The organism is Pseudomonas sp. FJ2-5-13 (assembly GCF_029201605.1).
Classification (GTDB): Bacteria; Pseudomonadota; Gammaproteobacteria; order Pseudomonadales; family Pseudomonadaceae; genus Aquipseudomonas; species Aquipseudomonas lactis.
In genome coordinates this window covers 1,372,971-1,386,160 of record NZ_CP104045.1, presented here as the reverse complement: position 1 = coordinate 1,386,160, position 13,190 = coordinate 1,372,971, and the positions used below count along the sequence as shown (strand labels likewise).

Annotated in this window: 17 protein-coding genes; 3 read left to right on the top strand and 14 right to left on the bottom strand. The window is 58.9% G+C overall.

From position 1 onward, the window contains the following. Positions 1–17 precede the first annotated feature (17 nt). From N2A98_RS06135 to N2A98_RS06070, 14 genes are all read right to left on the bottom strand, one after another. On the bottom strand, positions 18–599 hold the full coding sequence (locus N2A98_RS06135) for a phage tail assembly protein (protein WP_044272194.1): 582 nt from the start codon (positions 597–599) through the stop codon (positions 18–20). A gap of 177 nt (positions 600–776) precedes the next feature. Beyond that, a complete protein-coding gene (locus tag N2A98_RS06130; RefSeq protein WP_044272192.1) occupies positions 777–1,283 on the bottom strand; it encodes a phage major tail tube protein in 507 nt (168 codons plus the stop codon). After that, positions 1,283–2,449, bottom strand: a complete 1,167-nt coding sequence (locus N2A98_RS06125) for a tail protein (protein ID WP_032877508.1) — start codon at positions 2,447–2,449, stop codon at positions 1,283–1,285. The genes N2A98_RS06130 and N2A98_RS06125 overlap by 1 nt, the downstream gene beginning before the upstream one ends. Positions 2,450–2,451: 2 nt before the next feature. Then, complete coding sequence (locus tag N2A98_RS06120) at positions 2,452–2,625, bottom strand: hypothetical protein (RefSeq protein WP_003189022.1); 174 nt, start codon at positions 2,623–2,625, stop codon at positions 2,452–2,454. Between the two features lie 89 nt (positions 2,626–2,714). After that, positions 2,715–3,017, bottom strand: a complete 303-nt coding sequence (locus tag N2A98_RS06115) for a hypothetical protein (RefSeq protein ID WP_082239702.1) — start codon at positions 3,015–3,017, stop codon at positions 2,715–2,717. Positions 3,018–3,028: 11 nt separating this feature from the next. Further along, positions 3,029–3,811, bottom strand: a complete 783-nt coding sequence (locus N2A98_RS06110; RefSeq protein ID WP_044272190.1) for a hypothetical protein — start codon at positions 3,809–3,811, stop codon at positions 3,029–3,031. Between the two features lie 47 nt (positions 3,812–3,858). Next, positions 3,859–4,389: a tail fiber protein gene (locus N2A98_RS06105; RefSeq protein WP_044272189.1), complete on the bottom strand. Its 531-nt coding sequence runs from the start codon at positions 4,387–4,389 to the stop codon at positions 3,859–3,861. After that, positions 4,386–5,024 carry a phage tail protein I gene (locus N2A98_RS06100; protein WP_069557384.1) on the bottom strand — a complete coding sequence of 213 codons (639 nt, stop codon included), beginning with the start codon at positions 5,022–5,024 and terminating at the stop codon, positions 4,386–4,388. Before N2A98_RS06100 ends, N2A98_RS06105 begins: the two co-directional genes overlap by 4 nt. Next, a complete protein-coding gene (locus N2A98_RS06095) occupies positions 5,021–6,016 on the bottom strand; it encodes a baseplate J/gp47 family protein (protein WP_275623151.1) in 996 nt (331 codons plus the stop codon). Before N2A98_RS06095 ends, N2A98_RS06100 begins: the two co-directional genes overlap by 4 nt. Next, positions 6,013–6,345 carry a phage baseplate protein gene (locus tag N2A98_RS06090; protein ID WP_032893295.1) on the bottom strand — a complete coding sequence of 111 codons (333 nt, stop codon included), beginning with the start codon at positions 6,343–6,345 and terminating at the stop codon, positions 6,013–6,015. The genes N2A98_RS06095 and N2A98_RS06090 overlap by 4 nt, the downstream gene beginning before the upstream one ends. A gap of 9 nt (positions 6,346–6,354) precedes the next feature. Beyond that, on the bottom strand, positions 6,355–6,966 hold the full coding sequence (locus N2A98_RS06085) for a phage baseplate assembly protein V (protein WP_275623150.1): 612 nt from the start codon (positions 6,964–6,966) through the stop codon (positions 6,355–6,357). 3 nt (positions 6,967–6,969) lie between these two features. After that, the gene (locus tag N2A98_RS06080; protein WP_275623149.1) at positions 6,970–7,485 is read right to left on the bottom strand and encodes a hypothetical protein; all 516 of its coding nucleotides are present in this window, start codon (positions 7,483–7,485) and stop codon (positions 6,970–6,972) included. A 23-nt stretch (positions 7,486–7,508) separates the two neighbouring features. Further along, complete coding sequence (locus N2A98_RS06075; RefSeq protein WP_003189007.1) at positions 7,509–7,847, bottom strand: phage holin family protein; 339 nt, start codon at positions 7,845–7,847, stop codon at positions 7,509–7,511. Positions 7,848–8,437: 590 nt separating this feature from the next. Continuing rightward, the gene (locus N2A98_RS06070; RefSeq protein ID WP_169855582.1) at positions 8,438–9,181 is read right to left on the bottom strand and encodes an XRE family transcriptional regulator; all 744 of its coding nucleotides are present in this window, start codon (positions 9,179–9,181) and stop codon (positions 8,438–8,440) included. A 319-nt stretch (positions 9,182–9,500) separates the two neighbouring features. Here N2A98_RS06070 and N2A98_RS06065 point away from each other — a divergent pair, with 319 nt between their 5' ends. The 3 genes from N2A98_RS06065 (at position 9,501) to fdxA (ending at position 12,911) form a co-directional block, all read left to right on the top strand. Beyond that, entirely contained in the window at positions 9,501–9,668 is a 168-nt protein-coding gene (locus N2A98_RS06065; protein ID WP_167422741.1) for a hypothetical protein, read from the top strand. 185 nt (positions 9,669–9,853) lie between these two features. Then, a complete protein-coding gene (gene mutS, locus N2A98_RS06060; protein WP_078466714.1) occupies positions 9,854–12,445 on the top strand; it encodes a DNA mismatch repair protein MutS in 2,592 nt (863 codons plus the stop codon). A 142-nt stretch (positions 12,446–12,587) separates the two neighbouring features. Beyond that, positions 12,588–12,911, top strand: a complete 324-nt coding sequence (gene fdxA, locus N2A98_RS06055) for a ferredoxin FdxA (protein ID WP_003172109.1) — start codon at positions 12,588–12,590, stop codon at positions 12,909–12,911. Positions 12,912–13,190: the final 279 nt, after the last annotated feature.

Below are 13,190 nucleotides of genomic sequence, written 5' to 3'. Positions count from 1 at the left end.
CGGCACTACATCGAGGATCACTTCGATGTCGCGGTCCGAAAGAAGTCCGCCGGTTTGTTTAAAAAATCGTCAATGCGCTCCTGCAGTTCGGACCAGTCGGGCACGGTCAGGCCGGCAAGATCGGGAATCATCAGGCCGGTGCAGTGAGCGGTGATGAACTCGGCCCGGTCTTTGTTAGTGGCGAGTTTTTTCATCACCTTGGTAGCGCGCAAGGCGGGCATTTCCAGGGTGACGCTGGTGAGAGTGCGACCGCTCGCGTCCAGCGGCAGCAGCAGGGCAACCTGTTCGCACGTCAACGACTCGCGCGGGCTATCGGTTTGCGCGAGAAAAAACGATGCAGGTCGGGTCGACATTTCGTGTACGTACTGCGCAATGCTCACGTAGTCCGGGCGCTTGAGTTGGTCGAGCTCTTTTTCCGACAGGCCGGTGGCGAGTTTCGCCAGTTCAAAGAACTGGTCGTCCTCGTCATCACCGGCCCGGGCCAGCGCGTCTTTTTGCGCGGCGTAGAACAACGGTTTGAGTTGAACCTGCTCGATCGTCGCGCCGGTGTCGGCGGTGATCGGGGACAGCAGGACGTGCAACGGAGGCATCCAGGCCATGGGGCAATTCCTTGTTGAGCGGTATGGAAAAGTGCGAAAAATCTAAACCTGAGCACGGCCCCTGTGGGAGCTGGCTTGCCTGCGATGGCATCCACTCGATGCTCCAGGGATACCGAGTCGCCTGTATCGCAGGCAACCCACCACCTTGACCGTGCTCGCTTCAGATTGCGCCGGCCCTTAAGGCATCAGCACAGCGCGGCGGGCATCGCCAAGAATGTCGACGCCGTTGAGCACGAACTTCTGGGTGCGCACGTCGATGTCGATCACTGGAATGCCATTTTCCAGACGGTTGTAGGTACGGCAGGACAATTCCAGAGTGGTGACCGGCTTGGCGTTCATCGTCAGCGCCGTCTCGGCCAGGGACTTCAGCTTGCCGCCCACGGTGTGGTACGTGAAGTAGGTCTTGCCGTCCTGATCCTGACCGGCTTCACGCACGTTCAGGAGGATGTCGTCACCCTGGGTGACGCCAAGCGCCAGCAGGACTTGGGCGCCAACACCTTGCAGTACCAGGGTTGCATTCAGCACCTTGGCGCTTTTGGCGACCTCCTCGGCGATGAAGCGTCCGCCAGTCATCGGGTCCATCTCGAACTCGATTTTCGGCGGCGTAAAGGAATCGACGGTTGCCGACAACGGCAGGCCTTGAAGGGTGGCCGCAATGGCCTGTCTGACTCGGTTGGTAAACATTAGAGAACGTCCTCCAGGAACTGCTCGATGATTTCATCGCGGGCGTTGAGTTGATAAACCATGTGTTCGTTCGGCGCGTAGCGGCCGTAGTCGATGACGATGAACCAGGTGCCATTCTTGTACTTCTCGACGCTGTTCAGCTCCGGGTGCAGGTACACGCTGCCGCCGGGAATGGTTTCGTCGGCCACCAGGGTTTGCAGCCAGTCGTTGATGCGCTTGACCTCCTGGTCCATGAAGGACTTGGTGAGGTTCTTGGCCATGGCTTTCTGGCCGGCCTTGACCAGCTTGCGGCTGATGGCATCTTCCAGGCCGACGTAGCTGATGAACTTGCCGGTGATGGAGCGGTTACCCAGCAGCGAGAAGCCGCCGAGGATGGTGCGGGCGTAGTAGCTCACGCCATAGCGGTTGAGCAGGTCGCCTTCGGTGGAGGTGTCGAGGATGTTGTACTCGACCACGCGGGAAACGTCCTCGGCGAAGGTCACCTGATTACCCGGGCTTTCCCACTGCTTGACCTTGGCCAGTGCGGCGATGGCCAGCGAGGATGGCGACAGGAACACGTTTTTCTTCGCGGCTTTGGAGTACACCGACGGCATGTTGTGCACCAGCAGGCAACGGTCGAAGCCCAGGTCAGCCCCGCCCAGTTCGCCGCTGTAGGTCACTTGGTCGGCAACGGACGCGTCCTTACCATCCAGTACCACACGGGCCTTGATGCGCTTGCCGAAGGAGGCGAACTCACCAGCCACGGCCTTAGTGCCGGTAAAGCCTGGAGCGCCGATAATGGTCAGGTCTTCAGGCACGCTGCTCAGGGCCGCCAGGCCCAGCTTGCGACCGGTGACCGGGTCGTTGCCGCCGATCACATTGTTGATCGTGTCGGCCGGGGTGGCGCCCTCTTCGACGATGACTACATAGACCGGCACCTTGACCACTTTGAGGATCTGGTACACCGCCTGGAACAAGGTGCCCGACTCAGTGCCGGTGGGGTCCAGCAGCGCCTGGGTGGTGAAGCTGTTGATGCGAAACGGGGCATTTTTGGGGATCGACGCATGGGCATTCGGCGCAGTGCCGACCAGGCCAATGACGTTATCGCCAAGGCCACCCATGGCCTCGGGGGATTCAGTGGCATTCACAGTGATGCCGTTGTGCTCGAAGTTCAGGACTTCTGCCATGGTTATTCAGCCTTCTTGGGGGTGGAGTTGAGGACGCTGGTCAGTTCCAGACGGCCAGCGGTGCGCAGGGCGGATGCTTCGACGTCGAGCAGTTCCAGCTCCTCGCCGGCGGTGGACCAATGGCCGTTGCCGATGGGGAATGGGATGAGGACGGTGTAGGTTTGGCGGGTGGGCATGGGTGGAAATCTCCGGATGGGAAATGCAAAAGCCCCTGCGGGGAGGGGCTTTGGGGAGGCGAAAAAAAAACCGCTTTCGCGGTGGTTTATTACTTATCTTCAGGTAATGGGAAACGCGCTTTGATTTCGGCTACTTTGGCTCGCCACTCTTTTTCCTTTTCAGCTGTACCGTCGAATTGCCATTCAAGGTACATCGGGTCAGCTTCGCTGACATAGGCAGAGCGGCGGGCAGCAATAGTGCTAGCGAGCGCGGCTGCGGACGTGGCGTTCTCGATCAGCGTCTGAGCGGCCTCATCGCTAAAGCCCAGACCTTTGAGGGTCTGCGGGCTGGCGGGTACGTTGATCAACGAGTCGCCCGCAGGGGTTACCAACTTTTCGATAAACAAAGTCATTTGATCACTCCTTAAACCTTGGCGGTATAGCGAACGTCGTTATCGTGGGAATAAGCCAAACGCTTCTCTTCGAGGGTTTTACCGAGCGCAACCTCTGCCTGAGCCAAGGAATAAGGTTTCACCGCCCAACGAACTTCCCAATCGGCGTTAACGTCATCCTTCATAATCACTTCAGTGTCTAACTTGCTGTAATTAACAGGATAATCAAATGTTTTGGTGATGGTATAGCTCAGCCCACCCCTCAGGTACATCCCAGAAAACTGCGGAGCATTCGTTAGTTGTCCAGCGACCAAACCCAAGTACATGGGCTTGAGCCCAGTAACGGCACGTGCTGTACAAACCATGCCAAACGAAACACCTCTCACCGTTTCACGGTAAGTCTGGGAGATGCGCTTGATAGCTAGGAAGTTAGCATCACCGTTCCATATATACCCGACGCCCTCGAGTTGCAAGTTCAAGCCAGCGATGTGATAAACTCCCTCACCGAAGGGTGCTTTGTCACTGTCTCGATAAAATACCCGCGAGACGGTAATTTCTGTTTCACCCGCCTCGTTACCAGGCATAGTCCACCAAACGGGATAAAACACCTCGGTGGACAATCCAGTGAGGTCAATATCCTGTTTATAAAGCGCACGGCCATTAATATCCTTAGCCTGCACACTGTTACGCCAAGCAGTAAACTGACTCGAAGCAGCCTCTACCCGCGCATCAATCTTCCCAATTTGGTTGGTAACCGTCTCCGTAAGCTTGTTACATGCATCCACAACCTTCGTGATAGTCGTTTCAAGTCCCATCATCAACTCCCTGTCAGTTAATCTTTCCAGCACTTTTGTCAGTGCTACTACTTCGCTTCAAGATGCATAACCCGAAACATCAAATCAACGTGGCGGGACATATTGCCAACCGAAGCCGCGGCCATAATCGCGATCTCCTCCGCCAACAACAGGTTCAAGTTCTCACTCCCCACCACAATCGTCACGCTATCCGCCGGCAACGGCGAAACATCCAGCGTAAACTTCTGCAGCACCCGCGCCGCCGCCGCTTTATACGTGAGTAACTTCCCCGCCACGGAATACACCGCCAGCAAGGTCCCACTGGCGAGGTAAAAACCGAACTCGCCAATCTCATACTCGCCGTCGCCATCAAACAGCGCGGCCATCCTGAGTTGGCGCTCGCCCAGGTCTTCGTAATCAACGATGGCCACCCGTTGGCGCTCGTCACGCAAGGCCACTTCCGTGCCGTCGGGGTTGTAGCGGCCGGTGCCGGCGCCGATGTGGGTGATTTCGCCTTTGAGGCCCTGGTTCTTTGCCTGCAGCACTTCATCCAAACCTTTGGAGGTGAAGCGCACCAGGCGCGTGATTTCATCTGTCATGGCTGCGCCCTGAGGTCGTAATCGTTAATGGTGTAGTGCTGGGTAACCCCGGCACTGTTGAGCCGAGCCACCAGCGCCAATTCCGGCAACGCGCCGTTCAGATAGAACTCGCCGTCGCTTAAAGGCGCGTCGAGCACTTGCGTGAGCGCGAGCTGGCCTTCGGTCTCATGCACGATGGTGATCGTCGCCTGATCGCGCTCACTTTTTGCCGCGTTGATGCGGCGGATCAGCCGGTTGTGATCGCCGCTGGACCAACTGCGCCCGATGATCGCCTGCACGTCGAAGGTGTAAGGCACGCCGAGCGGACGTTGCTGGTACCAGGCGCTGATATTGGGCGTGAAGCCCAATGACTCCACCGCATGGCTCAGTGCCTTGGGTGTGCCGGCCTGGCGCTGGATCTGCCAGGACAAGGCCACGGTCAGGCGTTTTTCCGCTTCGCTGGCCTCGGCATCCCATTCGCTGACGCCGCGGTCGGCGGCCAGGTAAGGCAGGAATTCGCTGGGCGTGTACAGCGGGTTCATCAGCGCCGGAAACGGCGGGGTGACGCGCTCAAGCAATCTGCCGAAGCCCAGGTCCAACGCCTTTTCCAGCGGTGAGCTGTTGGCGGGCAGCAAACTCGCTTTGGGTTCACTCATAGCGTGCGCACCTCCACCTCGACGCCCGTGCAATACGGGGCCTGGAACGCGGTACTGACAATCGGCGCCAGCGGTTCGAGGATGTGCAGTTGCGCAGCGCCGGCACTGTGGATGGCGTAGTCGATCCAGCTGGGGTCCACCCGCCCTTCCAGGCGGTGGCAGGACTCGGCGTAGTCTTGCAGCAATTTCTGCGCCGCCACTTGGGTCAGCCCCGAGTCCGGGCCGGCGTTGATCTTGGCCACCACGCGAATTTTATAGGGTTGAATCTGCGCGCCTTGGACGCTGACTAGATCGGTTTCCGGCCTTACATCTGGCCGTGCGAAATGTCGACGTACACCGTCAAGCAAGTCGGCAGATGGCGTGCCGTCGCCTTCCCTGGAAAGCACGGTGACCATGACTTCACCCGGTGCGGTGCGGCGAGCGTTGCCGTCCTTGACCTGGGCTGCGTAGCCGTCGGGGTCGAAGGTGTAGGTCACCGTGACCACACCGGGCGTCGCGCTTTGTACTTTCACTGCTGGGCGCTCGCCCAAGGTGAACACTTCGCGGCGATACTGCATGCGCGAGCCCGCCGCTGGGGCGTGGGGTGCCAGGTAGTAGCGCAGGCGGGCGTCGTCGTCGCTTTCCAAGGTGGGCGGCACCGGCGGGAACGCGGCCGGGTCGCCTGGCTCGAGTACTTGGCGTTCCAGGCCCATATCGGCCAGGCGCGCATCGAGGTTGCTGCCGGTGGCCCACCACGCCAGCATCTGCTTGATGCGGGCGTTGTATTTGCGCTCATGGGTTTGCAGGCGCACGCAAAAGGCTTCCAGGGCCAGGGTCAGCAGTTCGCTTTCGTTATCGAGGCTGACCTGGAGTTTGGCTGCGCTTTGCGGCGCGCGGGTGGCGACATAGTCGATGACAAACGCTTTGAATTCGGCCAGCAACGGTTCGAACTCATCGACCTTAATGATGGCCGGTTCCGCCAGTTGGTTCTGGCCGGGGATCAGCATGCTCATGTCACGACCTCGAAGGATTGTTGGCGGTTTTTCCAGGTGCCGGCAAACCGCAACAGCAGGCCGGCGCCTTGGCGAGTGGCGACGATGACCTGAGGGTCGAAGTCGCCGATACCGTTGTGGGTGTTGTAGAAGGCCTGCGCTGCGTGGCTCTGGGCGAGGATCAACAGGTCGTCGCCGAGGTTCTGGCCGAGCAACTGTGGGATCAGCGAGCCGTACAACGGGCGTTTTTGCCGAGTGCCCACGGGGGTGGTCAGCGCTCGGGTGGCGCGCTGCACAAATTGCAGCCAGTCGTCGACGGCCGCCCCGGTGTTCCTATCGATTCCGAGCATGGGATGTCCTTATCGGGGGCTGATGACGCGTCCTTGATGGTCCACCACCGGGCCGCTGAAGTGCGCGCCGCCGGCATCCAGCAACAGGCTGGTGCCGCCGACTTGCAGGGTGATGCCTTGGGCGTTGAGGGTCAGGCTGGCGGCGCCGACTTTGACGTCAACCTGTTCGCGCGAACCGCTGAAGGTGGTGGGGCCGTTGACCCAGTTAAAGGTGTGGCTGGCGTCGTCGTAGTCGCTTTGGGTGCCGTCTTGATGCCGGCGCCGGGTCAGCGTCGCAACGCTGGAGACCGGCGGGAAGCGATCACTGTTGAGGCCGAACAGAGCCACGGATTGCACACCGCCTTCTCCCCCGCCGTAGTTGAGCAGCAGGCATTGCTCACCCACCGTGGGAATGCGGGTTTCGGTTTGTGCACCGGCACTGGGGTTGAAAAAACGGATCGCCGGGGTGAGCAGGTCACCGTGGCTGACCTTGCAGGTGTTGCTGGCCGCATCGACCTGCTGGCAAATACCGATCCGGCAGAAGCTCTCGGCGCGGCGGTAGAGGTCCTCGAGCTGGGACTCCATCTCGGCCAGGCGTTCGACGATCGGTCCCAATTGCATGCGTAACAGCGCGTCGAACATGGGCTACTCCACCAGTGGCTTGTATTGGGCCGGGTCGTCGATGTTGGAGACGTCCCAGGTGCAGGCAAATAGCGGTTGGCCTGTGGGATCGTCGAGTAACGCCGGCCCCAGATAGAGGGTTTGCGTGAAGGAAACCGTCCAGGTGTCGTAGTCCGTTTGCACGGAAGTGCGCACAGCGGGCGCAGCGACGATATTCGCCGGCAAATCGCACTGTGCCTGGGGTAGGTTCCAACGGTTATCCAGCACCAGGTCCATCAGTTGGCTGGCCAGGTCGCAGGCATCGAACGGCAATGCACCGGGGGCGACCATGGCCCTGAGTGAAATGGCCAGAACGTGGGCCTTGCGCCCTTCACGGGAGCGAATGCCCGGGCCATTGCCTTCGACCGTAACCATTACGCCGGTTTGTTCAGCATCGCCTTGAAAGTCCTGGTGACTGCCAACCTTGATGTCCGGGAAGGCCGCATGCAGCGCCGCGCCGATGGCTTGGGGCAGTTGGGATGGCTTTTCGATAAACGTCATTTTAAGTCGCGTCCTTGCAACGATTAGTGCGGGTCCTGGCCGGAGCCTTGGTTGATCCCGATGCGCTTGGCCGCCCATCGCTCATAAAGGCCGATGGCCACGTCGGCACCGGCCATGGCGGTCAGGCAACCAATGGCGCCGGCGGTCCAGATCGACATGCCGGCGGCGTAGCACAGCATCAAGGCCGACACCCCGCAGACCATGCACGCCCCGGAACGCAGGGCCAGCCGGCGGATTAGCGACCAGCCACGTGCGCCCTCTTTATCGGCGCGCCACATTTCACCTGAGACCCCGCCGATCACCGCCAATACGATCACCAGCCAGATAGGCATTTCCGCTAACGCTTGCTGTTCATTTGTCATGTCACGCCTCCTGGCTGAGCAATAAATAGTCCGTATTTCATTTACAAATGCTTGGATAGGTAGGCATTCCAAAAAGCCCGGTCGCCCGGGCTTTTCAGTAATGATGTCCTCGGACTTTCGGCGCTACTGGCGCGGTACGGTCCTTTCCTCGATGTTTTTCCGACCACGATCCCTGTCTGCCGAATAACTGCTTCTGGTGCTTTACGCTGCACACCCGGGTCAGTTGCCAACCCTCTGAACCGTTAAGGCCGGTTCATCGCTGCCTGTTGTTGAAGCGTTGAAACTAAAGAGCGTCGGCATCCTTGCCGGTGTTGCCTGGCATCCCTGCCATCGCTTCGATGGCGTCCTTGCCGATGTTGCGTGCCTTCCTTGTCTTCCTTGGCAGCATCCTTGCCGCCTCCACCAGGCCTTGTTGGCTGGCTTGAGACGAAGAATATGCATGTATGCATATACAGTCAATGCACAAATGCATTTATTTTTACCCTTTGAATGCATGAATGCATTGGAAGCCTTACGGGCTTGGGCTCGGCCGGTTTTCTAAGGGCGAAAAAAAACCCGCACATGGGCGGGTTTCTTCTTACGCGTGGAGGTTAGCGGGCGTACATGCCCCACCAGAAAACATGACCGAGGATACTGATCTGCTCATCTTGGATCTCCTGGAAGCTGTAGTCCTCATCGGGGTGCTCATCACGGTTGAAGCTGCGCAGGCGAATACCGGAAGGCAGGCGGTAGAGCTGTTTAACCCGCAACTGGCCGTTGTGATTGATGGCATACAGGTCGCCATCCACGATGTCGCCAATGCCGCTCTTGCCGGCATTCACCCCTACCGTGGCGCCGTCGCGCAACACCGGCAACATACTGTTGCCGCGCACCGTCACGCACTTGGCCTGGTCGAACTGCACACCGTTATGCCGCAGGCTGCGCTTGCCGAACCGCAGGCTGGCCTTCTCGCTTTCCTCGATGACGAATCTTCCTGATCCAGCAGCCAATTCAACCTCGCGCAGAAAGGGGATCGACACCTCGTCATCATTAACGGGGGTGTCGTCGTCCCACAGGCTTATGTCCTTGAGTTCCGAATGCATCGGGTCACGCCCGTCATCACGCAAAGCGCCGACTGCCGCGCGCCCGCGCAGGTAATCAGTGCTGACGCGGAAATACTCGGCGATACGGGAGATGTGTTTATCCGACGGATCAACGATCTTGCCGCTGAGGATCCGGGACAGTGTGGATTGAGGCACGCCGGTGCGCCGATGAAGCTCCGTGGGGGAGATCCGGTCGCGGTCCAGCAATTCTCTTAAGACGATAGAAACGTTGCGTTTTTGCATAGCGCGGATAGTGACGGGAGTTTTAGGGGTTGGCAAATGCTAATTTGCATATTTATACATAAAACCGATGTATTAAGTGACGTTTCGGCCAGTAAAGGAGCTGGAATCGCGTGATAGTCTCGACCTCCTATGGATCGACCCCGATGAGCTTCGCAACGAGTTTGCCGCTTAATCAGCGGGGACGTTCGCGAGGTTTTGCTATCAAGCATATCGACAACTCTGGACGACTTTACAAAGCAGGTGTCGACAAAATTGACTACCATATTCCCGAGCAGCATACACGGGCCGATCTAGCGGCTAAGCTCGGGCCACCATCAGGAGCGCGTTGATGATATCGATCAAGCTGGGCTTGTCCAAAGGCGCAAAAAGCTCCTTTGCCGACTTTATCCGTGACGCAAAATCTGATCAAAAAAAGCGCGTCTACAGTGAGGTTCTGACTGAAGCGACCAAGCAGCAGAATCTCGTGATGATGAAGGCAGAAGCGAAAAGAGCTTGATTGCACATCGCCTTTCGAAGCCCGGTACTGTGCCGGGCTTTTTATTGGGTTAATTTGCGTTTTACCTGGCCGTTTGCAACCTGCGAACCCGCCACCTCGCGTGTTAACCTTGCCGCCATCGCAAAAAATGCTGGGCCAAGCGCCCCCTTTGCCCCATCACTTTCAACGAATTTGCCTATTACCCAATGAGTAAAAACACCTCCGATCTGTCCTCCCATACCCCGATGATGCAGCAGTACTGGCGCCTGAAAAACCAGCACCCTGATCAGTTGATGTTCTATCGCATGGGCGACTTCTACGAGATCTTCTATGAAGACGCGAAGAAAGCCGCCAAGCTGCTGGACATCACCCTGACCGCGCGCGGGCAGTCGGCGGGGCAGTCGATTCCGATGTGTGGGATTCCTTATCACTCGCTGGAAGGCTACCTGGTCAAGCTGGTGAAGCTGGGCGAGTCGGTGGTGATCTGTGAGCAGATCGGCGACCCGGCGACCAGTAAAGGGCCGGTGGAACGTCAGGTGGTGCGCATTATTACGCCGGGTACGGTGAGTGATGAGGCGTTGCTGGATGAGCGTCGCGACAACCTGATTGCGGCGGTGTTGGGCGATGAGCGTTTGTTTGGCCTGTCGGTGCTGGATATCACCAGCGGCAACTTCAGCGTGCTGGAGATCAAGGGCTGGGAGAACCTGCTGGCGGAGCTGGAGCGTATCAATCCGGTGGAGTTGTTGATTCCGGATGATTGGCCCAAGGACTTGCCGGCAGAGAAACGTCGTGGGACCAAGCGTCGTGCGCCGTGGGATTTTGAGCGCGATTCGGCGCTGAAAAGTCTTTGCCAGCAGTTCTCGGTGCAGGACCTTAAAGGCTTTGGTTGCGAAACCCTGACTCTGGCTATCGGCGCTGCCGGCTGCCTGCTCAGCTACGCCAAAGAAACCCAGCGCACCGCCCTGCCGCACTTGCGCAGCCTGCGCCATGAGCGTCTGGACGATACCGTGGTGCTCGATGGCGCCAGCCGTCGCAACCTGGAGCTGGATACCAACCTGGCCGGTGGGCGTGATAACACCCTGCAATCGGTGGTGGACCGTTGCCAGACCGCCATGGGCAGCCGTTTGCTGACCCGTTGGTTGAACCGTCCGCTGCGGGATTTAACGGTGCTGCAAGCGCGCCAGTCTTCCATTACCTGCCTGCTGGACGGCTACCGCTTTGAAAAATTGCAGCCGCAACTCAAAGAGATTGGCGATATCGAGCGCATCCTGGCACGGATCGGCCTGCGCAATGCGCGGCCCCGTGACTTGGCGCGCTTGCGTGATGCCCTGAGCGCCCTGCCACAGTTGCAAGTGGCAATGACCGAACTGGACACACCGCACCTGCAACAGCTTGCAGTCACCGCCGGCACTTACCCGGACCTCGCAGCGCTGCTAGAAAAGGCCATCATCGACAACCCACCGGCGATCATTCGTGACGGCGGCGTGTTGAAAACCGGCTATGACAGCGAGCTGGATGAGCTGCAATCGCTGAGCGAAAACGCCGGGCAGTTCCTGATCGACCTGGAAGCCCGCGAAAAAGCCCGCACCGGCCTGGCTAACCTGAAAGTCGGCTACAACCGCGTGCATGGCTACTTTATTGAGCTGCCGAGCAAACAGGCCGAGTCGGCGCCTATCGATTATCAACGTCGCCAGACCCTCAAAGGCGCCGAGCGTTTTATCACCCCCGAGCTCAAAGCGTTCGAAGACAAGGCGCTGTCGGCCAAAAGCCGCGCCCTGGCGCGGGAAAAGATGCTCTACGAAGCCTTGCTCGAGGACTTGATCAGCCGCCTGGCGCCGTTGCAAGACACCGCCGCCGCCCTGGCGGAACTGGATGTACTGAGCAACCTCGCCGAACGTGCGCTGAACCTCGACCTCAATTGCCCACGGTTTGTCAGCGAACCGTGCATGCGCATCGTGCAAGGCCGTCACCCGGTAGTGGAGCAAGTGCTGACCACGCCTTTCGTCGCCAACGACCTGTCACTGGACGACGATACTCGCATGCTGGTGATCACCGGTCCGAACATGGGCGGTAAATCCACCTACATGCGCCAGACCGCGTTGATCGTGTTGTTGGCGCATATCGGCAGCTTCGTACCGGCAGCCAGTTGCGAATTATCCTTGGTGGACCGTATTTTCACGCGGATCGGCTCCAGCGATGACCTGGCCGGTGGCCGTTCGACCTTTATGGTGGAAATGAGCGAGACCGCCAACATCCTGCACAACGCCACCGAACGCAGCTTGGTGCTGATGGACGAAGTGGGCCGCGGCACCAGCACCTTCGACGGCCTGTCCCTGGCCTGGGCGGCGGCTGAACGCTTGGCGCATTTGCGTGCCTACACGCTGTTCGCCACGCACTACTTCGAGTTGACGGTATTGCCGGAAAGCGAGCCGCTGGTGGCCAACGTGCATCTCAATGCCACCGAGCACAACGAGCGCATCGTGTTCCTGCACCATGTGCTGCCAGGGCCGGCAAGCCAGAGCTACGGCCTGGCCGTGGCGCAGTTGGCCGGTGTGCCGAACGAGGTGATCACCCGTGCCCGTGAACACCTAAGCCGCCTGGAAACCACGGCGCTGCCCCATGAAACCGTGGTCACCAGCCCTGCCAAGACCAGCAAGAAACCTGCCGCGCCGCATCAGAGCGATATGTTCGCCAGCCTGCCCCATCCGGTGCTGGATGAGTTGGCAAAGCTTGACCTGGATGACTTGACGCCGCGTAAAGCGCTCGAAATGTTATATGCACTGAAGACTCGGATATAACGCAGACGCTTGCAAGCTGATAGAATCTCGCGCGGTTTGGGATGCTGCGGGCTTTTAGCCTGGTCCGCAGACTATCGCTCTCAAACCTCGCGAACCCCACCATAAGGGGTTTCGCTGCCGCCGCCTGAGGAGAAAATTAGAAATGACCTTCGTCGTCACCGACAACTGCATCAAGTGCAAGTACACCGACTGCGTAGAAGTCTGTCCGGTGGACTGCTTCTACGAAGGCCCGAATTTCCTGGTTATCCACCCGGATGAGTGCATCGACTGCGCCCTGTGTGAACCAGAATGCCCGGCCGTCGCGATTTTCTCCGAGGACGAAGTGCCTGCGGGCATGGAGCAGTTCATTCAATTGAACGTCGAGCTGGCCGAAGTGTGGCCAAACATCACCGAGCGCAAAGATCCGATGCCGGATGCCGCTGAATGGGATGGCAAGCCCAACAAAATTGAGCAACTAGAGCGCTAAAGCGCCGCTGCCCAACAAAAAAAGGCCCCTTGAGGGCCTTTTTTGCGTTCGGGTGCCTGCGTTTACTTTTCTACAGGCAAAAAAAGGGGCGGTATGACCCGCCCACATTTTTTCCCTAGTCCCTGTATTCCTTTTCATCATCCTGATGAATCGCATCCTGCGACGTTCCTTCAAACCATCGTTCCTTGATGGCTGTGCCAATCCGTGGACACAGGGCTGATGTTAGAGCGTTCCGAGGGAAGTTCAACGCGATGCCCTCAGCGGTCTGACAAACTCTAC